Annotated in this window: 12 protein-coding genes; 3 read left to right on the top strand and 9 right to left on the bottom strand. The window is 69.1% G+C overall.

The features are described from left to right. Positions 1-16: 16 nt before the first annotated feature. Complete coding sequence (locus tag O7621_RS02280; RefSeq protein ID WP_282232513.1) at positions 17-598, top strand: hypothetical protein; 582 nt, start codon at positions 17-19, stop codon at positions 596-598. Between the two features lie 66 nt (positions 599-664). On the opposite strand, the gene O7621_RS02285 is transcribed toward O7621_RS02280, so the two are convergent. The 4 genes from O7621_RS02285 to pglW are packed head-to-tail and all read right to left on the bottom strand — an operon-like array spanning position 665 to position 8,736. Then, a complete protein-coding gene (locus tag O7621_RS02285) occupies positions 665-2,356 on the bottom strand; it encodes a DUF262 domain-containing protein (protein ID WP_282232514.1) in 1,692 nt (563 codons plus the stop codon). 12 nt (positions 2,357-2,368) lie between these two features. Continuing rightward, positions 2,369-3,229 (bottom strand): hypothetical protein, encoded by an 861-nt coding sequence (locus tag O7621_RS02290; RefSeq protein ID WP_281552888.1) that lies wholly within the window; start codon positions 3,227-3,229, stop codon positions 2,369-2,371. Next, positions 3,219-4,550, bottom strand: a complete 1,332-nt coding sequence (locus O7621_RS02295) for an AAA family ATPase (protein ID WP_282232515.1) — start codon at positions 4,548-4,550, stop codon at positions 3,219-3,221. The genes O7621_RS02290 and O7621_RS02295 overlap by 11 nt, the downstream gene beginning before the upstream one ends. Next, positions 4,504-8,736: a BREX system serine/threonine kinase PglW gene (pglW, locus tag O7621_RS02300; RefSeq protein ID WP_282232516.1), complete on the bottom strand. Its 4,233-nt coding sequence runs from the start codon at positions 8,734-8,736 to the stop codon at positions 4,504-4,506. The genes O7621_RS02295 and pglW overlap by 47 nt, the downstream gene beginning before the upstream one ends. A 104-nt stretch (positions 8,737-8,840) precedes the next feature. Between pglW and O7621_RS02305 the strand changes: the two genes are divergently transcribed. Next, positions 8,841-9,893 (top strand): DUF6183 family protein, encoded by a 1,053-nt coding sequence (locus O7621_RS02305; RefSeq protein WP_282232517.1) that lies wholly within the window; start codon positions 8,841-8,843, stop codon positions 9,891-9,893. A 283-nt stretch (positions 9,894-10,176) separates the two neighbouring features. On the opposite strand, the gene O7621_RS02310 is transcribed toward O7621_RS02305, so the two are convergent. From O7621_RS02310 to O7621_RS02320, 3 genes are all read right to left on the bottom strand, one after another. After that, a complete protein-coding gene (locus O7621_RS02310; protein WP_282232518.1) occupies positions 10,177-12,306 on the bottom strand; it encodes an MBL fold metallo-hydrolase in 2,130 nt (709 codons plus the stop codon). Continuing rightward, complete coding sequence (locus tag O7621_RS02315; protein ID WP_282232519.1) at positions 12,303-18,551, bottom strand: hypothetical protein; 6,249 nt, start codon at positions 18,549-18,551, stop codon at positions 12,303-12,305. Before O7621_RS02315 ends, O7621_RS02310 begins: the two co-directional genes overlap by 4 nt. A gap of 304 nt (positions 18,552-18,855) precedes the next feature. Beyond that, positions 18,856-19,407, bottom strand: coding sequence for a hypothetical protein (locus O7621_RS02320; RefSeq protein ID WP_282232520.1), 552 nt, complete (start codon positions 19,405-19,407; stop codon positions 18,856-18,858). Between the two features lie 270 nt (positions 19,408-19,677). On the opposite strand from O7621_RS02320, the gene O7621_RS02325 reads away from it, so the two are divergent. Further along, positions 19,678-19,893: a hypothetical protein gene (locus tag O7621_RS02325; protein WP_281552882.1), complete on the top strand. Its 216-nt coding sequence runs from the start codon at positions 19,678-19,680 to the stop codon at positions 19,891-19,893. Between the two features lie 103 nt (positions 19,894-19,996). On the opposite strand, the gene O7621_RS02330 is transcribed toward O7621_RS02325, so the two are convergent. Next, positions 19,997-20,701 (bottom strand): hypothetical protein, encoded by a 705-nt coding sequence (locus O7621_RS02330; protein ID WP_282232521.1) that lies wholly within the window; start codon positions 20,699-20,701, stop codon positions 19,997-19,999. Continuing rightward, entirely contained in the window at positions 20,698-21,243 is a 546-nt protein-coding gene (locus tag O7621_RS02335; RefSeq protein ID WP_282232522.1) for a sigma-70 family RNA polymerase sigma factor, read from the bottom strand. Before O7621_RS02335 ends, O7621_RS02330 begins: the two co-directional genes overlap by 4 nt. Positions 21,244-21,277 lie beyond the last annotated feature (34 nt).

The following is a 21,277-nucleotide window of genomic DNA, read 5'->3' on the forward strand; positions in this document are numbered from 1 at the left end:
GGTAAGGAGGAAAATCATGAGGACGTGCCGAGTATTCGCCGCTTCGATCTTCACGCTCGGGCTCCTCACCGCGTGCGGCGGCACCGGGTCGGACTCAGTTGCGGCGGGACCTGGCGATCCGACCATCACAGCGGTGCCGTCCGCATGGCCGAATCAGGATGAGCTGAACCAGATCGCCATGGTGGTCGGGCGCATCGGCGAAGATGAGTTCGCCGAGGTCTACGCAGGTCACGCGATCGATGTGCAGGATGATCGGGTCGATGTCTGGGCCAAGGATTCCGCCGAGTTCGAGGCGGCGATCGAGTCAATGCCGTGGGGTCATCGGGTGCGTCTGCACCCGGCCGACCATGCGGCGATAGACCTGGAGCCGACGTTCCAACAGATCCTCCGCAACCAGGATTACTGGCGGCAGCAGGGCCTGCCGGTGGTGCAATCCGGCGTACGCCACGACGGATCATGCGTGGAGGTCGGCACCCCGGAGCCCGAGCAGGCGGAGCGCGCGTTCCCCCAGCGCTACCCGGGGGTGCCGTTCTGCTTCTCCAAGCAGGAGGACAGCGGCAACCCCTGGCAGGAGGATCGCCCCAGCCCGGCAGGCTGACACAAGCCCCTGAAGCAGCCAGCCGCCACCTTCCGGTCGGCTACGACCAGGCCGACCAGCGGCAGCTCACTCGTCGTGCTCGGTGTCGTTGTCGGCCACCCCGGTCATGTCCGGCCCGAGCATGACGCCCAGCCCTTTCGCGAACGCCCGCAGCCGCTCCTGCAACACCTCGGCCCGCAGCTCCAGGAACCCGTCGTGGTCGCCGGCCAGCAGCTTGATAAAGGCCCGCTCGGTGATGCAGTGGCTGGCCAGCAAGCCCATCACATGGTCCCGGCTGATCGTGCGTTCCAGCTGACCGTTTCGTAGCTCCTTGAACACCCCCAGCGGGTTGTCCCCCGGGCTGGTCGGCAGGATGATCCGGTTGGCCGCCGTCGAATGGCCGGGCACGATCTGCCGGTACGCCTGCGGCACCCCGCCGGCCAACCGTTTCACCACGTCGAACTCCTGGCCGAGCGCGTCCCGCCGGGTCGGGAACTCGTGCGCCTCCCACGCCACGTATGCCAGAGTCCGGGCGCTGTTCAGGTTGAACGGCTCCGGCATCGGCTGCACCGCGCCGACGTCCAGTTTCAGGGTCGGGGTCGCGCCGGACGCGAACGCCTTCATCTCCGCTAAGCCCTCCCGGATCCGGGTCGAGTTGGCACCCGCGAACGACCCCGCCCACGACGTCACCCAGAACCACCGCTCCAGCTCCAACCGCTGGTTGCCGGTCGGCTCCGGCCGACAGTGGAAGAAATAGGTCAACAACACCAACTGATGCGAGTACGGCAACAGGGCCGCCAGCGGCAGCCCCGCCGCCCGCAGCAGCTCCACCGCCTTGTGCACCGCCTCCTGCCCGGCCGCCAGCACGTCGACCTGGCTGGTCCGGATCCGCTGCGCCACCTGTTCCCAGTGCGGCTTCATGACGTCCGGCTCGCCGGCGATCGCTAGCATCGACCGGAACACCGCCATCCTGGGCAGCTCGCCGAAGCCCGTGCTCGCGACGGACTCGACGATGCTGTCGACCTGTTCGCCCATTGTGGATTCCTGGACCGGGCCGGTCAGCCGGGAGGCGATCTCGTGTGTCTCCAGGCGTACTCCACGGTTGTTGATCCGGGCGAACACCTCGATGGCCGACCCCAGGTCGCTGTCGCGGACCCGCACCAACGGAATCTTGTACGCACGGACACGCTGCGCCACCCAGTCGGCTTCGTTGACCAGCCGATCCATCCGGGTGGCGTCGTTGACCCGCGCTTCCAGGTTCCGCAGGAAGCGGAGAAAGTCGACGGTGCTGTTGACGGAGCGCATCGGAAGGTACGAATCAGGAGGAAGGGGCGGCGGGGAGCCGAACGCCCGATGATGCCGGTAGCGTTCGTTGTCCTCCTGCGGCTCCAGATCGCGATAGATCCGCCACTTCCACTCCCGCTGATCGTCGCCGCGCGGCGGTCGGCCCTGCCTACGCAGCACCCCGAACAGCGTGGAGAGCCGTTGATGCCCGTCGAGCACGTACGACACCGGTGTGCCTGCCGGCGGCATCCGCACCGGCACCTCGCCGAGGTGGTCGAGCGAGGGCACCTCGTCGGTGGTCTCCCACACGGTGATGCCGCCGATCGGCCATCCTCGCTCGATGCTGTCGAACAGGTCCAGCATCTGCTCGGGTCGCCACACGAACGGCCGCTGAAACCTGGGCACCCGGATCCGGCCTGCGGCGATCTCCTCCAGCATGTCGACCAGCATCATCGCAATAGGTTCGACCTGGACGTCTCCCCGGCTGCTGGACATACCGCTAGTGTCCTACAGGATCGTGTGGATCATCGTAAGGATCTGCCGCAGTTCGGCGACGACGTCCGGGCCGAGCTCGTCGAAGTCCGCCTCGGTCAGCTTCCGGCCCGCCACGGTGAGCTGCCTGGGCAGCCCGTTACCGGGGTAGGAGTCCTTCTTCAGGTAGCCACGCTGATTCGCCGGCATCGCCCGCAGCTGGCTGATCCTGCGCCGATGCCGGGGGTAGAGCGACTCCCACACCACGAGCGGGACGTAGTTCTCTGCCGCCCGGTAGGCGAGGATGTGCACGTTCTGGATGCCGGCCGCGTGCGCCTGCGCCTTCCTGGGCTCGTTGTCGCTCGGCTGGCCAGGGCCGTCGCGGTCGCCGTCGAACAGGATCGCCACCCTTGGCGACACGATCGCGAACTTCTTTCCCTCATCGGCGGCGAGTTCGGCCATCTGGCCCTTACCGCCGCCGTTGTGCAGCCGAAGCCACATCCGACGCAGCGCCTCGACGATCCGCTTGTCGTCCAGGGCCGCCGCCATGTCCTGCACGAAGCTGCCATCGGCGAGCTGATTCTCCACCACCAGCACCGCCGGCTTGTCCAGGTCGGCGACCAGATGCTCCAGGTCAGCCAGGCCGACACGCACCGTCCGCCGAGCATCCGGTGGGCTGGGGTACGCGGCCTCCTCCGTCGCCTCCTCTGCCCACTGGCTGAGCACCGGCATCCGGACACCCGCTCGGGCCAGCCGCTCGACAAGGTCGATCATCCTCGCTGCCTGCGACAACGTCGGATGCCAGTCGTGGCGCTTCTCCGCCACCATGCAGAGCAGCGTGATCACCGGCCGGTGGTCCGCGCCGTCCAGAATCGTCTCGTCGATGTCAAGAAGCACGGGCGTTCCGTTCCGACTGGGCAGCCGCGAGGGCTCGGACCTCGTGGTAGTCCTGGGAGAAGTAGCCCGGCGGCCAGCTGTCGTCGAGGTTGCCGAGACTGTCCAGCGGGATGCGACGTGCCGACGAGACGCCGTCGTGCTGCTCCACGACGTAGATGGCAACCGTCTCCGGGCCGTAGTCGTTGTCGACCTCGGCGATCCGGCGACGCAGCCGCAGCAGCAGCGTTTCGCTGTGTGTCTCGATCAGAAACCGGGTCCCGGTCCGCTGCGCGGTCCTCAGGTAGAGGTCGGCCAGGTCAGCGTGGACACGTGGGTGCAGGTGCGCCTCCGGCTCCTCAATGATCTGCAACGGCGGCGCGGCGGCGCCTCCTGCCAGCTCGTCCATCGCACACTGCGCCAGGATCGGCAGCACCTGGGCGAGCCCGCTGCCGGCGTCGGCGAGATTGATCCTCGCCCTGGAACCGTCCCTGACCAGCACCGTCGACCAGAGCGGGCCGGCAGCGACCTCCTCCAGTCGCCATCCGGGCACGATCTCACGCAGCTGCGCATTGATCTGTGCCAGCAGCCGCCCGTCCGACTTGCGCTGGCTGTCGGCCAGCAGGCCGGCCAGCCCTTCGCCCTTCGTGCCGAGCGCGGCAGGCGTGCCGATCGGCATCCGATGCTGACGGGCCACCCGCTCCCGGTACGGCCCCAGGTATCGGATCAGACCTGGGCGCACCTGGCGGAACAGGTCGTCCAGGTCCGGCAGTTGCCCGGCGGCAGGCAGCAGGCCCGCGAAACGCACCTGCCTCGTCCGGGTCGGCCCGCCAGTGATGCGGATGTCGTACTCGTCGAGCCCGTCGACCGAAGGCTCAGGAAGCGTCGACAGCTCGACGCCGTCGATGTCCGAGGTATCCGGCATCGGGGCGGTGAATCGGCTCGACACCAACTCAACGGTGCCGACCGGGTCGGCGCTGTCATCTGTGTCGACCCGAAGCGCCGCCACTACCGCGTTGCGTAGTCTGGCTGAATACTCCAGATCCACCCGCAGTGTGAACGGCAGCGGACCGTCGACGGTCACGCCCAACGTCAGCGGTCGCACATCGAGCTGATCGAAGTAGAGCTCGCGCAGGTCGTCGACCGCGTCCGGGCCGAGGCGTTCGAGGTCCAGTGGGGACGGGGAGGTGGTGTCGAAGCCGGTCGCGATCACCAGCGGCGCACGGGTCAGGGCACTCTTGCCGGAGTTGTTCTTGCCGAGCACCACGGTGATCGGTGCCAGCTCGATCTCCTGCCGGTTACGGAACCCTCGGTAGTTCTCCAGAAGCAGCCGTCGGATGGGCATGGTGGATAGTCCTACCAGATCTGGCGTTCAGCCATTGCCCCGAAATCCACAGCGACTGACTCGCCGGTGACGTCAACGGCAACTGGTAACCGTCCAACATCGCCGGATCCGGTTTGCGGGCCGGCACCAGCAGCAGCCGCGCCGCCGGCCGGGGTCGGGTCAGATCCGCCAACTCCGCCAACAGCTCCACCTGGCCGTACCGGGCCAGCGGCGCCGCCTCGGTCAACAGCACCGGCGCGTCCGTGGCCAGCGCCGCCCGAATCGCCGGCACCACCTCGTGCCGGACCAGATCCACCAGGCTGCGGAAGTTCGCGTCAGTGGCCGAACCGGAATCCGCCGCCACCAGCGCCTGCCACGGGTAGCCGAGCGCCCGCAGCCGGTCCAGCAGGATCCCGGTCACGTCCACCTCGGTCAGCCCGAGCCGGGCCAGCAGCTCCCGCCGGGCGGCGGCCAGCTCCCGCAACGGGGTCAGCACCGCCAGGAACGCCCGCCGGTCGATCGCCCCGGCCAGCTTCGCCGCCACCTCGTCGGCCTGCCACAGCGGCACGGCGAACCCACCGGTGACCGTGGCACCCCGGGTGCCGCTGAACACCGACGGCAGCGCCGGCGGCGCGTACACCCGCTGCTCGCGATCCCAGTCAAGCCCGGCGACGGTGCGGACCAGTGTGTCGAGCTGCGGCCGGCCCGGCAGCTGCTGCGCGCGTGGGAAACGGGCCCGGACCCGGCCGATGATCTCGTCCTCGCGTAGCCGCTGCCCGGCGATGCTGCCAGCGGCCAGCCGCAACGCCCGCTCGGCCGGCATGTCCACCGGGTAGAGCTGGCCCTGCCCGTTGACGTCGGCCCGGCCGTTGCTGCCGGCGGCCGCCAACTGCAGCAGCCGCAGCTCCGGCACCACCGGCATCGTCGGCGGCGGCGGGACCGCGGCCAGCTCCGCCACCGCCCCCTGCCGGGTCGGCAGCGGATCGGACTCCACCAACTCGGTTGCCCGGCCGCCGAGCGCCACCACGTACGACAACAGGTCGGCGGCGGTGGTCGTCGCCGCCGGATCCACCGGCTCCCGGCCCACCAGCACCGTCGGCGAGGCACGGAACCGCTGGATCGCCAACCGGGCGTCCCCGCCGGTGGCCAGCTCCGTCTCCACCGCCGCCCGGACCAAGCCGACCGCCTGGGCGCTGCGTTTCGGCTCCGACGTGAACGAGCCGTGCGTAGCGATCAGCGCGTCGGCCAGCTCCGCGGCCGACATCACCGCACCCCGGCTCTCCACCAGGGCGACAATCTCGTCGCGTACCGCCGACACGACCTCGTTGCCCGACCAGACCTGCACCTGCTTGCGCAACAGGGTCGAAATCTGCGGCTGGGTCTGGCCGGTCCGCCGCGCCACCTCGCCCTGAGTCGGCCAGTGCAGCCAGGTGTCGTCGCCCGGTGCCGGCTCCTGGCCCAGCAGCACCGCCAATGTCGTCCGACGCTTGCTCGTGCGGCCCGTATCCGCCGGCAGCAGCGCGGCGCAGAGCGTCTCCATGCCCCGCGTCGCCACCCCGGCGGCCTGCTGGCCGTCGCGGCCCTGTTCCGCCCCGTCGGCGGCACCGACACGGTCTGCCGGGTCGGCCGCCAGCAGCGGGCGCAGCGACCGGGCGTACGCCAGGATCTCCTTGCGGGTCGCGTCCGGCACACCCTGCGCGGTGGCCAACCTGGCCGGTTTGGCCTGGAGCAGATCCCGCACGGTGACCAACCCGAGCCTGCGCACCGCCGAACGGGCCCGCTCCGTCAGCGGCGACTGCTCCAACACGGTGTCCAGGCTTGCCACCGACACCGCAGCCGGCGACGCCAGCCCGCCGCCGGCCACCGGCACCTTACGGAAAATGTCCCGCCAGGCGTCGAGCATCTCCTCGGCCGTGTCGAACCGGTCGGCCGTCTCCCGGGCCAACGCCCGGCCGAAAAAGTCGACCAGCCGGTCCGCGACCGCCGGCTCAAACATCGCCGGATCCAGGGTCACCTCGTCGCTGACCGCCGCCGGATTGGCCCCACCCCACTCCGGCAGCGACCCCGTCGCCATCTCGAACAACGTCACCGCGGCGGCGAACCGCTCCGCCGCCCGGTCGTAGCGCAGCCGCTTCGGCGGACCCAGGAACGGATCCAGGTAGCCGGCGGTGCCGGCGGTCAGCTGGTCCGTCGGGGTCGCGGAGAGCGAAAAGTCGAAAACGCACAGATGCGGCTGCCGGTCCTTGGCATTCAGCGGTCGGGCCGCCAGGTTCGCCGGCTTCAGATCCCGGTGCCAGATCCCCACCTCGTCGAGGTAGACGACGATCTCCAGCAGGTCCCGGCCGTACCGCTCCAGCAGATCCAGCGTCAGCCGGCCGCCGTGCAGCTCCTCGGCGAGGGTCCGCTCCCCCGCGCTCTCCATCAGCAGCGCCGTCCGGCCACCGACCGGGATCGGCCCCCGCACCAACGCGGCCACCCGCCGGTCCCGCAGCTTGCCCAGCGTCTCCGCCTCCACCGCCAGCCGGGCGGCGTGCTGCTCGTCGCGGGCCACCTTCAACACCAGCCGCCGGCCGTCCTTGCCGTCGACCGCCGGCTCGCTGACCAGCAGAGCCAGCGCCGTCGAACCGGCACCCAGGCGGCTCAGCACGGTGTAACCGATGTCGAGCACGTCGCCCTTGCGGGCGACGAGCGGATCGACCACCGGCTCCGGCTCCGGTGCGGTCAGCTCATCCCACACCTGCTCCAGGCGGGACCGGAACGCGGCGACACTCGCCGACCGGCGCGTCGGATCCCCCCGGGTCGCGTCGTAGACGGCGTCAACCAACGCCGCCGGCATCCCGTCGACCGCCGCCGCCAGGTTCACCCCACTGTCGCGTACGGCCGTCGCCAGCTCCTCGGCGCTGCCCGCCGGCGGGCTACCGGCGAAGATCCGGTAGCCGACCGCGCCGAGCGCGAAAACGTCCAACTGGTGGCCGGGCGGACGGCCCGGCATCGCCGCCTCCGGCGCCTGGTAGCGCCGCACCTCGTCGTCGTGCAGCAACGTCAGACTGCCCGGGTCCGTCGACGAACCACCGGTACGGGTCAACCGGGTGTCCGCCAGCCGGCCACCGGTCTGCCAGTTCGTCACCACCAGCTGCGGACGCGACGAATCCGGATCGCAGACGTACACCGCGCCCGGATGCAGCGCCCGGTGCGCCAGCCGGCGCGAATGCGCGTAGTCGACGATCTCGGCCAGGTCGCCCAGCAGGTGCAGCCGCTGCGCCAACGTCAGCCGGTCACCCCGCTCCACCAGATACTGGTCCAGGCGTACCCACTGCTGCTGATGGTCGAAAATCAAAGCAGGACCCAGCGGATGATCGACCAGGTCGTGCGCCTGGGCGATCCCCGGGTGGTGGATGCCCTGCAGCAGCCGGAACTCCCGCTCGGCAGCACCCCGGATCGCCGGGATCTCCTCCTCCGGGGCCCGACTGGTCAGATAGAACCGCACCCGGCGCAGCAGCGCGGTGTCCATCACATGCCCGGCGATGAAATCCTGCCAGCCGACGCCCTCGGCGAACGGACGCGGATGCAGCAGCAGTTGCCCCACCTTGCGGTCCGCCACCGACGGGCGGATCTTCGCCCCCTTGACCAGGGCGACGATCTCCTGCCCCCGAACCTCGTCGATCAGATGCGCCGGATTACGCGGCGGGGCCGTCAACATCTCCCGCAGACTCGGCAGACCCGACTCGGGCGCATCGTGCAGGCCGTACACGTGCTGGCGGCCGATCGCATCCAGCTGCGACCGCAACGACCGGGCATGCAGGAACACCGCCGCCCCGATGAATGGCGTACGGGCATGTTTGCGCTGCTGGCGGGCGTAGTGGTCGATCAGGCTCGCCAGCCGCTTCGCCTTACGGTTGGCCAGGATCGTCGGATTGTCCCGCGGGATCAGCCGCGACGTCTTCGTCGCCCGGTGCACCCACTGACCGCCGTCGCCGTGCAGCTCACCCTGCCAGTGCTTGAGCTCCACGACGTACAGCCCGCTGGGGGTGAGCACCAGCGCGTCGACCTCGTTGATCGAGCCGTCGGACGCGACGAACTCGATGTTGGCCCAGACGTGGTACGGGTCGACATCCGGCAGGTACGAGGCCAGCTCCCGCAGGCCCTCCCGCTCCCACTCGTACCCACTGGGGTTGATCTGCTCCCACCTCGGCGAGTCCTGGCGCACCGACCGACGGTAGCAACGATCCGCCCGTACGCCGATCGCCCGTCCGGTGCAGCGGGTGAACGCTGGCTAGAGTTCTCGGCGTGGATGACGATCCCCGGAGCATGGTGGCCGGCCTCGCCGAATTGGGCGACGTGACGGCAGTCCTGGCGCTCGCCGAGAGGCGTCTCCGGACCGGCGACGCGAGCTTCGTCGCGGACCTCGGCATCGCGGTGTGGCGCAGCTACGGGGGCGATACGACAGTGCCGTGGCAGCACCGCAGCGTCTTCGATCGGACACTGCGGCTGCTGACTCTGACGCCAGGGGCGATCGACCAGGCCGTCCGGTTGATCGCCGTCGTGCAGGACCGCCGCCAGATCCGGTACGCCGCGTCCCTGCTCGCTTCGGCACATACCGCCGCAGACCTGGCCGTCGTGTTCGATGCGGACGGGTCGGAGGAGTTGCGGGCCTGTCTGCTGCAGGAACTGGTGTTGCGCGGTGCCGAGGTGCATCACCGGTGGGTTGTCTCGCCGCACCGGCGCCAACATCCGCTCGGCTGGCTGCCGTTGTCGTTGACGCCGATCGAAGGGCACCCCAGCCGCCCCAGGTACCACCACGGCGGGGGCAGCCATGACCTGCCGGCCATGGCGGCGGAGCCCGTGCACGGGCACTGTCCTGTCCCCCGGTGGCAGGAGACGACCACGTCTGGCGAGGCTGCGGCGCTCAGCGCGGCGGTCGACAACTGGGCCACCGGATCCAACGGCCGTATCGAGGCACAGGCGTTCGCGTTCGACGACGACCTCCCGCCGGACGCCGTCGGCGATGCGCTGGTGAGCGTCGACCTGGAGTGCACCCTGGGCCTGACGACGGGGCTCGGCACATGCTCGCCGCCGCAGGCGTGGCGGCAGTTGTTCGCAGCGGCGTCGACCGGCGGCGCGTACAACCGTGGCGAGTTTGGAGCGTACGGAAGGCTGCTGGCGTGGCGGTCGGTCGCGGCGCTGGTCGGCGCTGCGAATGGCGCATCGGCCGGTGATGTCGAAGCACTGGCACATCGCTGCTCGTGGTATTCGTTCGCCGGTGCCACCGCGTGGTTCGACCGTATCGCCTGGGATATCGGTCTGGCAGTCGTGTCACCGGACCGGCGGCGACTGGCGGTACTGGCTGCCAGCGACACCGATTGATCAGCCTGTACAAGGTTGGCCTGTGGGCAGACGAGGGAACCGTCATTGTCGTCAAATCGGCCCGAGACAGCCATGGAGGTTCCCTCGCACATCGCCACCCGTGCTCCTCGACGGCGATGCAACGAACCGCATCGGTCATCGATCTCAGTCTGGCCGCCCAGCGCGAGATCGTCACGGCCGACCCGTCGATCCTGATCCGCCTGCCGGGGCCGGTCCTGGTGGACGAGTGGCAGCGCCTACCCGAGGTATGGGACCACGTGCGACGGTGCTCTTCGGGAGCGACTCAGCGTCGCTGCTGCCACCGTCCGGTCCTCACCACCCGGTGACCCAGCCGGGTGAGGTGCTCCGTGAACTCCCGCTGGGCAGCTGGGAACCCGTGCACCAGCATCACATCCTCCGCGCCGACGGTGCGGACGATCGACGTCAGGCCGCGGCGGTCGGCGTGCGCCGACAGACCGGCCTTCGACACCTGCGCGTTGACCTCGACCCGGGCGCCGTTGAGTTCGAAACCGGCCCGGCTGTCCTTCGACAACGCCAGCAACGCCGCTCCCGGCGACTCCTCGTCCTGGTAGCCGACCAACAGCAGGGCTGCGTTCGGGTCGGGCAGCACGGCGCGTGCCCACTGCACCGCCGGCCCGGCGGTGAGCATGCCCGACGTCGTGATGATGACGCCGCGCCGGAATGACGCGATGAGCTCGCCGCGCTGGGTCGCCGGTACCTCCCGCACCTGGTCGCCGTAGATGTACAGCGGGTCCGGACGCATCTCGGTCTGCTGTTCGTAGATCCGGGCGACCTCCTTGGCCAGCCCGTCGAGCAGCACCGGTACGTCCGGCAGGCGCCGGCGCAACGTCAACGCCACCTCCTGTGCCCGGCCCAACGCGAACGCCGGCACCAGCACCCGTCCGCCGGAAGCCACCGTCTCCTGCACCGTCGCCAGGAACTGCTCCACCTCCGCTTCCCGGTTGGTGTTGCGCTGGCAGTGGGTCGACTCGATGACCAGAAGTCCGCACCCCTGCGCCGACTGCGGGACGATCAGGCCGGGCACGGTGGTCTGGGCCTGGTTCGACACGTCACCGGTGACGGTCAGCCTGCTCTCGCCAGCGGTGACCACCACCCCGGCGGCGCCGAGGATGTGCCCGGCGGGAAACAGTTCGATCGTGATCCCGGCGGCGATCTCGGCCGACGCGCCGAAGCCCAACGGACGGAGACGCCGTTGAGCCTGATCGACCTCCGCCTGGCTGTACGGAGCCAGCGGGAGTTCCGGCCCGCCGGGTGGCGTCCGCGCCACCCGGCGGTCGAACACCCGGACCGAGTCCGCCCACATCGTCGGCAGCAACGCCGCCGTGTCCGCGGTGCAGTAGACAGCCAGGCCAGGATGGTCGGCGACGAGAGCCGGCACGTAGCCCGCGTGGTCATGATGGGCGTGCGTGACCACGACGGCGTCGAGCCGGCCACCGCGCACCTCGCCGATGAGCGGCGGACCCGACCGGTCGAGCGGTTGGCGGGGCCGCATCCCGGCATCGACCAACAGACGTACGTCGCCGACCTCCACCAGCAGGCAGGAGCCGCCGATCTCGGTGCCGCCGCCGAGCGGCTTCACCGTCAGTTCGCGGTCTCTGGTAGCAGCGCTGAACTGCGGCGACGGCGGCGGCCAGGGCATTTGCAGCGCCCTCATCACCTGGAGAAACGACTCGCGATCGACCTTGCCGGCGTCAAGTGCCGCGACCAGGCGGGCGTCCTGCGGATGAACCGGCACCCTGGCTTGCGCCGTCTCGCGCGGGTCGACGTCGATCGCGGGCGTCGCATCGACCGGCGCGGCCACCTCTACCAGGACACCGGCGGCATGCGCGACGTCAGCGGTCAGCGCCGCTACCTCCCGGCGTGCCATCGACAGCTGCGCCCGTAGCGACTCGACGACCGTAAGGGCGTCGTCCCGGTCGCTCAACGCCGCGTCGAGCTGTCGCCTGGCCTCGTCACGTTCCCGGGTCGCCCAGTCACGCTGACCACGTGCCCGGTCACGGGCCCCACGTGACTCCTCGATGTCGCGTCGCAGCCTGGCGATCCGCCGTTCGTCAGCGGTCGATGACGGCTTCTCCGACTTCTTCGACCGTGGCTGCGGGAGCAGGACCTTGCGGTCGGCCAACGCAGCGGCCGCCGCACTGGCGACGACCGGATCAGCCCCGGTCAGCTGCCGCAGCAGCGGATCGGCCCCGGCGAGACGGTCCGCGTACTGGTCGGCGAGGGCGGTTCGCAGCTTCGGGTACCGGACGATGAGCAGCAGCAGCTGACCCCGGTTTGCCTCCGCGAAGGCCGCCGGGTCAGCCTGATGGTCCGCGAAGCGGGAACTGGTCACCGCTACCCGGGCAGCTTCACCGATCAGTTCGTCGAGCAGCTGCTTCGACGTACGGCTCATCCGCCGACAGCCCGGGTCGCTGCGGTCATCACCGGTTCCAGGTGCAGCAGACCGTCCGCCGGATCCAGAATGAGCAGGCCGAGAATCCGCAGCACCTCGACCACCCCGGCCGCGTCCTTGTACGGGGTCTGCGCCAGATACTCTTCGGTGAGGCAGCCCCGGTCCACCTCACTGTTCACCGCGTGCTCGGTCAGCGCCCACGCGATCGTCTCCGGGTCGATCCGATCGTCGTAGTGCTCCGCGACCAGCGTCTCCCATGCCTGTCGCAGCACCTCGTCGCTGCGTACCCCGCTGGCCGCGACCAACGCCTCGGCATGCTCGATCGACGAGAACTCTGCCCGTACCCGGTCGAGTGGATCCGTCCGGGTGTGCAGCTCATGGTCTTCAGTCAACGCCTCGGCGACCTTGTTGATCCGCACCGGCCAGCCGCCGGTGACCGCCAACAGTTCGTTGCGGGTAGCGTCGTCCTGGAACGGCAGCGTCGTGTCGGTAAGCCACAACCGGAGGTCGGTGCGGCCGTACCGACGCAGACCGGTGACCCCGCATGACATGTCGGACTGCTCCTGCGCCTCCAGCCACAACGGTGCCTGCGCCACCCCGGAGATCAGGACGATCCCCAACGTGCCCCCGGTCCGCGTGGCGATGATTTCGCGTGCGGTACGCCAGGTCTCCCGCGCGACGTCGACCGTGGCATCGCTCACATCGACGTACACCACGGCGTGCCCACCCGCCGACTTCAGCGTGGCCTGCTGGCATGCGTGACGCAACGTCATCGGCGTGGCGTCCCGCAGATGGGTACCGAGCCTTCCGGAGTGGTACGCCTTTTCCTTCTCCTCCTGTAGCACCTTTGCGCACCGCTCGACGGTCAGCGCCGCGGAACCGACGATCAGACGGACCTGGCGACGCGGCGCCAACAGGTCGGCGATCTGCGAGGAGGTGAGCGGGCCCCGGGTGACACCGCTGCCGAACTGCGGGCGCATCATGCTCGCGTCGAAACTCTCCGGAAGCGGCATCGAGTCGGCCTGGGCGAGGAACTCGTCCACCTCCTCCTGAGTGCCCAGCAGGTCGTGCAGATTCGGGGTACGCAGCCGGTACCTGCCCTTGATGTAGGACAGCACCCCGAGGTCGACGCACTCGTCGAGCAGAGCACGGAACTCGCCGGCCCGCATGTCCTGTGCCGCGAAGCCCTTCAGCCACCAGTGTTCGCACTCGGCTCGCAGCTGCGCCGCTGTGAGCGCGGAGCCGACACCGTTGTCATGGGTGTGGTAGGCGACGCTGTAGGCGATCACCTTGTACCTCGGATCCAGGTTCAAGGTCCAGTCGAACCGCTTGCGGAACGATGTCCGCAGCGAGGCGTCGGCCCAGACCGCTTCGATGTCGTCGAGCGTCACCGCCTGCGGCAGCACACCCGACGCCGGGGTCCGCTGCAGGTTGCGCAGCAGCTGAGCGCCGAACAGCTGGATCAACGCCGGCTGGTTGTTGGCCAACGCCAGTACCCGGGAGGCGTGGTCGTGGTTCTCGAACCGCAGGCCCAGCGCCTCCAACGGTCGGGTCAGCAGGTCGTAGGCCGGCTGCGGTGCCAGCGGGCCGACGCAGACCGGGTCCCCGAAGTGCGCGAGCGGGTGATTCGCCAGCCGCTCGAACCTGGCCGTCTGATGCAGGCCGGCGAAGACGACCTTCACCGCCCGGCCGGTGCTCTCCATCAGATCCTTGAACCGGGTGACGTGAGCGAACTTGCCGTCGGTGGCGTCCGCGTCCAGGAACGAATCCGATTCGTCGAGCAGAAGCAGCAGCTGTCGACCCGACCGTCCACCGATCCACGCCGAGACACGGTTGGTGAGCTCCTCGGCGATGTCACCGGATGGCAGGTCGCGGGGCACTATCCCCTTGTCCGCCAGTCGTGGCCACAGCGTCGTCCAGACCGCGTCGACCGGGGTCGCCTGACCGACCTTGTAGATCGACTGGTAGATCGCGTACCGCGCTCCACCGTCCTCGAAATCGCGCGCGGCGGCCCTCAGCAGCGCCGACTTGCCCAACTGCCGGCCGCCGTACACGATGCACGGGCCCATCATGTCGACGACCCGGTCCCGTTCGTCGGTACGCCCGTAGAACATCTCCTGTGGAACCAGCCCGGCGACGTCCGGCGTGAACGGCGTGGCCCAGGTGAACGGGAGGGTGATCGCCATCGTGATGTGCCGGCCCGGCTCCGGCTGGGCCACCAGGTATGCGAAGGCCACCTCGTCGACCACCGCGACGGCCGGTAGCTTCCGGCCGCTGCGGAATGCTGTCGCCAGATCCCGTCTCGCCGTGACATCGAGGATGCCGAGATACAGCACGACGACCGCGTGGTCCGGCGGTTCGTTGCGCAGCAGCTCCACCAGTTCCTGCGGGGTCGGCGACCGGCGGACCACGAGCACCCGCAACGTGTCGCCCGACGGGCTCATCGCGGTGCCGAACGCGGGGATCAGCGCGTTCCCCGAGGTAGCCCGGACGCTGGAAAGGTAGATCCAGGACCACCGGTCGTAGATCTGGTTGTGCACCGTCGCATCACGGGCCAGGAACCCGAGCTGTTCGAGGACGGACTTGACCGCACCGACCTTGCTGCCGTCCAGGTTCTTTGAGTCGGTGAGCACCGTCCATTGGCCGATCCGGGTCGCCGCGTTACGCGGGCGGTCGAGCTGCGACAGGTCGATGCCTGCGGTACTCAGCGCAACAGCTATCCTGCCCTCGCTCGGATTGCGCCCCGCCTCGATCGCCCGTCGCAACTCCACCAGCGGCGAGGAACGCCGGGATGCCCGATCACCGGTGAGAGCCGCCAGAAAGCCGGAGTAGAACAACCCAAGATGATCCACATCGTCATGCGGCCCAGGCAGGCTTCGACCGTGACGGACAGTTTCGAGATACTCGTGGGCGGTCGTCAGGTCGCCCTCATCGATACGACTCGCGATACGCGTGGCCGCGGCCTCGTCAGGGACCTCGTCCAGCAACCGTCGGACCTCTCCGACCGCCGTTGACACCTCCGCCGCGCGCTCCTCGTCGAGCTTTCGCAGTTCGTCGAGCATCACGTCGAAGTCCTGGCGGGCAGCACGGACACCTGCCGAGTAGGCCCGGACCCGAGCCGACAGGTCGGACCACAGCTCGGCGGTGAGCCGACCGAACCGGCGGTCCGAGTCCAACGTGGCGACCAACCTGGCGATCTCGTCGTCGAGGCGCTCGGTCGACCGCCCGATCGCTGCCTCGCGTCGGGACGTCAACCCTTGCGCGAAGTGCGGGTCGTACGGCCGCAGCATCTCGACGAGAATCTGTGCCCCGACCTGATCGCCACGGGCGGCGCGTGCCTCGAAAGCCTGCTCCCAGCCGTCGGTTCCTCGGTTGAGGTGCGCGAAGGCGGCGGTGACGTCGACAACTGAGACCTGGCGCCTCGGCTGCAGCCGGGCGTCCAGCGGCAGATCAGGAGCCAACGCCAGCATCCCGTTCAACAGCCGCTCCGACGGCTGCTCGGCACCTTTCAGACTGGCCGAGCCGTCGAGCAGCGCCAGTGCCTCGCGCAGCATCGCCACCGAGGCGTCCACCACAGCCTCTCGGCGCACGTCCCCAGAGCCGGATCCGGCCAGCAACTGCTCGATGGCACTTTCCCGGACCATGTTCACCTTGGTCCGCAGCTCTGTGATCGGATCCGCCATCCAGGATCGGGCAGCCGGATCGCTGAGATTCTCCGTCGCGGCAACCCACTCGACCAGGAGGTCGGTGACCTCACCGGTCCAGGCGAGAAGCTTCTCCCTCGCACGCGCCTCGATACGGCGCTTCCGCTTCCCCGCGCCCCGGGTGTCCCGGTCCAGCTGCGCATCGAGTGTCTGTCGTGACCGTAGGACACCGATCCGGTCCCGGACGAACGTGAGGTCGTCCTTGTCGTGGGAGCCTCTCGCGACAACCGAAAGCGGCGCACCGAGATACCCGGATGGTGCCATCCAGGACTGCCACAGCTCGGTGGCAGCCTGGTACCGGATGGTCCGCGACCGAGCAGAGTCCATGTAGTGCAGCGCGGAGCGGGCGAGCTGCTCGTGCGCCGCCTCCACCTCAGCGGCCTCCGCAATCACCCCGGCACGACGAGGGTTAAGATAGACGCCACTGTATATCGCGCCCAACAACGCCTCGGCAAGGGCTTCCACCGCAGGGCCGGCCTTGACGACACTGGTCGTGAGCTCCCGCAGCGGACCGGCCGCTCCTGCGGTCGGCGACAGCAGCCCGGCCCGAACCGAAGCAGCGAACACCAGCATCTGCGCGTCGGGACGGTCCGCCAGCGAGTTCGCGTCCAGAAGCTGGACCGTCTCTGCGAACGCCGCCGCGTTCGGCCCAGCGGAGCTCCGGATCGCCGCAGCGTGGGCGATGAGCCGATGCGCAGCGGCGACCGGCGCGGGCTGACCTTCGGCCACGACCAGCCAGTACACCAACGCATACTGCTGGTCACCCAGCAGGGAGGCGTACTGTCCATCCGCATCGACGTGGTCGACCTCGCCCACCGCTTCCGGACCCGAAGGCCGATCGGTCACTTCCGACACGGGGTGATAAGCCGCAGCGTTACGCGGTCCGGGAATCGACACTGGTGCCGGTGCCCGCAGGTCGAGCGTGGCCAGCACCTCGTCCAGATCGGGAGGTGCCGAGCTGGCGGAAACGAGCCCGGCCGACCACTGGTCCTGCAGCATGTGCCCTTCACCGCGTTCGGCGACAGGTGGCTCCACTGTCTGGGGCTGGTTCTCGGCAGCCGCCGTCGGGGTCACCGGCTCGACGGCGGGAGCCCCCGCAAGCGGATCAGGAACGTCGTCCGTCCCTGACGTACGGGGCCCGTCGCCGGGGACCTTCCCCGAGGCGTCCGAACCGTCCTCGGTCCGGCCAGAGTCCGCCGTCTCCCGGTTGTCGTGGCTGCCTGCACCGGTGACGCCGGCGAACGTGAAGAGACCGGAGGCCGCATAGGTCATCGCCATTGCCAGCTGTGGCAGCGCGGCCTGCGCGACCGACAACTTCTCCATACGCCCTTGCAGATCCTCGGGCCCCACCTCGATTGCGGTTACCAGCGCGTCCAGCCCGGCGAGGATTTTCGAGTCTGTCTCAGCGGTGACCGAGTTCGCGAAGTCCGCAACCTGGGCGGCCTGCTCAGCAGCAAAATCGGGCGCGACAATCTCCGTCAGTCGGCGGATTCTCGTGATCCGAGCACGGCGGGCCTCCGCCTCCGACGCAGCGATCAACTGCTGGCGAACATCGGCGAGTGACTCAGCTGAAGGCAGGTCGACGACCGCCACCGCCTCATCGAGGTAGTTGCGGATGCCGGCGGCCACTTCAGCGATGCGGGCGAGCACCGCGTCGCTCGGCGGAACACCTCGGGCGAATGCGAGATCGACAGCCGCGAGCTCGACCGATCGGACGGATTCCGCCTCCGCCTCGATCCGCTCGCCGCGTTGCACCAGATCGAGCAGCTGATCCGCCGACGGCAGGGAATCCTCCTGCTCCGCCACCGTCGACACCGCGTCAGGATCTACCGCCGCGAGCAGCTCAGTGAGCTGCGTCAACGAAACGGGATTCTCCGGAAGCATCGGGCATCGCCGACGAACGCGAAGCCAGACTTCGGCGGCGACCTGACGATGCCTGTCGCTCCAAAAGTCTGGAGGCTCCGCGATCAGCCAGGCGAGGGCCGCTACCGCTCCCGCGTGACCGCTGCTAACCATCGATGACCAGGCAACGGCGCGCACCAAGGAAGTCCGTCCGATGATCTGGATGTCCCGCGCTACAGCTTGGACCCCATCGACAGCGAGATAGTCAACGCGGGTCAGGTCACCACGGAGCAGCGCGCTGAGTTGCCCCTCTGACAGGGCACTCGTCGCGGCCGTCGCATGCACTGCGGGGGAGAGCGCGTCGTGCAGCGCCTCAGCGACGGTCTGCTCCGGCTCCTTGACCAGCCTGGTCTGCATCGCCTGAGCGATCACCTGCATGGAGGCACCCGTACGCACCTTCAGATTTCGCTGCACCCGAACCAGGCCGTGGGCAGGCAGTCGAAGCAACTGCTCGGCGAGTTCGCGTTGGCTCAGGGAATTAGCAGCTGCCTTCGCGACGTGCGCTCTGGCTATCTGCTTACATTCCGAATCGGTCAGCGACCATCCACCGGTAGCCGCAGCCTCGGCCCCGCCATGACTCTCGGGCCCCCTTCGGCTCCGTCCACTACCCACATCGCTTTGCTGGCTGAAGCTCGTCACCCGGCAAGACTGCCCGATATCGCAGAAGTCTCCATTATGCCACCAGCCAGGTTTCATCGTCCGACCAGCGCGAGAGCCTCGTACGAAGAGACACAATGGTCAGATGCTTGGCTCGCTATCGAGACCGATCTTTCGCAGGTGCCCAGATCCTGACAGGCAAAGAATGTGATAGATACTCACGTGTCGTTCCGCCTGCTGGGCCGACATCCCAGCGACAGGTACGCCCGACAACCTCGGGTGGAGACCGCACCTTCCTGGTTCGGCGGCCACCGGAACCGCTTGTTCGGTGGTCAAGCGTGGCTCGTTACGGCGACAGACAGGCGTCGTCGGACAGGCGGCCCACAATGAGGGGTGGTGGCGCGGCGGTTTCCGACTGGACGTAGCCAACCAGGCAGGCACGCCCGACCGGTACGGCGTACAGGATCGTCCCCGCCGGGGCCGGGTCGGTGTACCTGGCTGGCCGTACCGCCGGGTCGTTGAAGCCGGCAGCGATCAGCGCCTGTCGGACCGCCTCCGGTGTGGTGGCCGAGAGCCGACAGTGCTCCAACGGCCCGGGACAATCCGCGCCGAACTCGCGGACGAAGTCGTCCAGCAACGCCTGCCGGCGCGGCTGCGCCGCTACCCGCTCGTCGTCGGTCACCGGCGTACGCCGGCCGAGATCCTCGGCGATGCGATCGCAGTAGTCATCGACGCTGGACGCCACCTGGGCACACACGAACTGCTCGACAGCCGCAGCAGGCCGCTCATCCGGCTCGCTTGCCGACATGCTGGCCCGCACCAGCGGTACGGCGACCGCAGCCGCGCTGGCGACCACGAACAGCACGGCGATGGGTAGCCCAATCCGGACAGCCCGCATGAGGTCACCGTACCGCCGTCCAGCGACGCTGACGGAGCGATGGGGAGACCTCATGGGCAGACACAGATCGCTCGTTGCCGCCGTACTGCCGAGTTGGTGATCGGCCGGGACACCGCCTGTCAGCGGCGACAGCTCCCGCTCTTCCCCAGCTCGACGGCCGCCGGCAACGATTGCGCTGACGGCGGACCCGACGCTGTCAGCTCCCGTGCTCCTCGAAGGTAGCGGAGCCTGCGTTCGGCAGAGTAAGCGACCTGCGTTGGTAGAGCAGAGGTGGACCTGCACGCTCGACACGCGGACGGCCGGGTGCTGGGTGTCGAAGGCAAGCTGGCCTATCGCGTCGAGGACACCGACACCAAGCATCTGCACTGGCTCCGTGACCGCATCGGCAAGGAACTGATCGATGGAGTTGTCGTGTATGCGGGCGAACGCGCCTTCCGCTGCCGCGACGACATCGCGGTCGTAGCGCTGGCTTTCCTCGGCCCGTGACGGGCGTTGCCCGCACGCCCGAGACTAGCCATCGAGGTGAGGCTGACGCACCTCAAACGCGATTTTGAGGTGCGTCAGCCTCACCTCGACGCACAGCCCTCGCTCACTCCTCTGGGCGCATCCCGGGTTTGGTGTATCGGGTGCTCACGCGCGAGCCGAGATATGTACAGGAGGTGTCATCGGCGGGCGCGAGATAGAGCATCGTGTAGGTCACTTGCGTAGCGGAATCGGAGAACGTGGAGACGACCATGACGCTCCCATCGGGGAACAGTTCTGGCCGTATGCGATACCCATCGGCGAGGGCTGTCCTTTCGCTGCGGCTCCTGCTGGTGAGAGCTGCGTCTGCTCGTTGTTGCCCTGCCGAATCGAGGCAGACAGCTACCGGCTGAGCGTCTCTGGCGTAACGCAGCTCGGTTGGTACGCCGGCCTGGCGCAGGTCGGCGGCAAGACCGGCCGGGTCGTTGAGCCGGTCCCAGTCGACCATCAGTCCTACCGAGCCGTCCGGGTTGGCGGTTACCGCGTAGGCGGGGGTGGCCCCGCCGGGGCCGTCGAGCCAGACCGTCGACGCCGCGAGGGCCACCGCCACCGCTGCGGCGGCAGCCCCGCCGAACGCGAGCCGCCGGTGCCGCACCCGACGAACAGCGGCGGGCTGTCGCCGTACCGCCGGCATGCCGGACGGTTGCGCGACGTCGGACCGGGGTTGCGCGAGGATGCCGGCCAGCATCGCCGCGGCCTGCGGCGACTCGGCGTCCACCCGCCAGTCAGCGACTGGATCCGCGTCGCGCATCAGTCGATCGGTTTCCATCATGATCCTCCTTCGTGAGTCAGCGGGGAGAGCTCGGCGTCCGCCGGCCTCCTGGTCGGGGCCGGTTCCAACGCGGCCGCCAGCCGCCGCCGGGCCCGGAACAACCGCACCTTGTACGCGGTACGACTGCACCCCATGGCGGTGGCGGCGGCGGTGGCGTCGAGTCCTTCCCAGGCGGCCAGCCGCAGCGCCTCCTGGTCCGTTTCGGACAGTTGTGCCAGCGCGCGGCGGACCCGGACCTGGTCGACCACGGCATCGGCATGGTCGGCCGTGACCGTCTCGACGATCGCGCCCAGCCGGGACGCCAGCCTCGCCTGCCGGTCCCGGCCCCGGATCTCGTTGCCGATCAGGTGCCGGGTCGTCGCGTACAGCCAGGGCAGGGGGTCGGTGTCCGGCACGTCCGGCAGGCGTCGCCAGGCGACGAGGAACGCCTCGCTGACGAGGTCCGGCGCACGTTCCCGGCCGACCCGGCGGGCCGCGTACCGCATCACCGCGCCGTAGTGCCGTCGGAACAGCTCCGCGAATCGTCTCCGATCGTCGTCCATGCCTGGTCTGTTTCCGCCTCCGCCGTCGGGGTTA

Source organism: Solwaraspora sp. WMMD937 (genome assembly GCF_029581175.1).
Lineage (GTDB): Bacteria > Actinomycetota > Actinomycetes > Mycobacteriales > Micromonosporaceae > Micromonospora_E.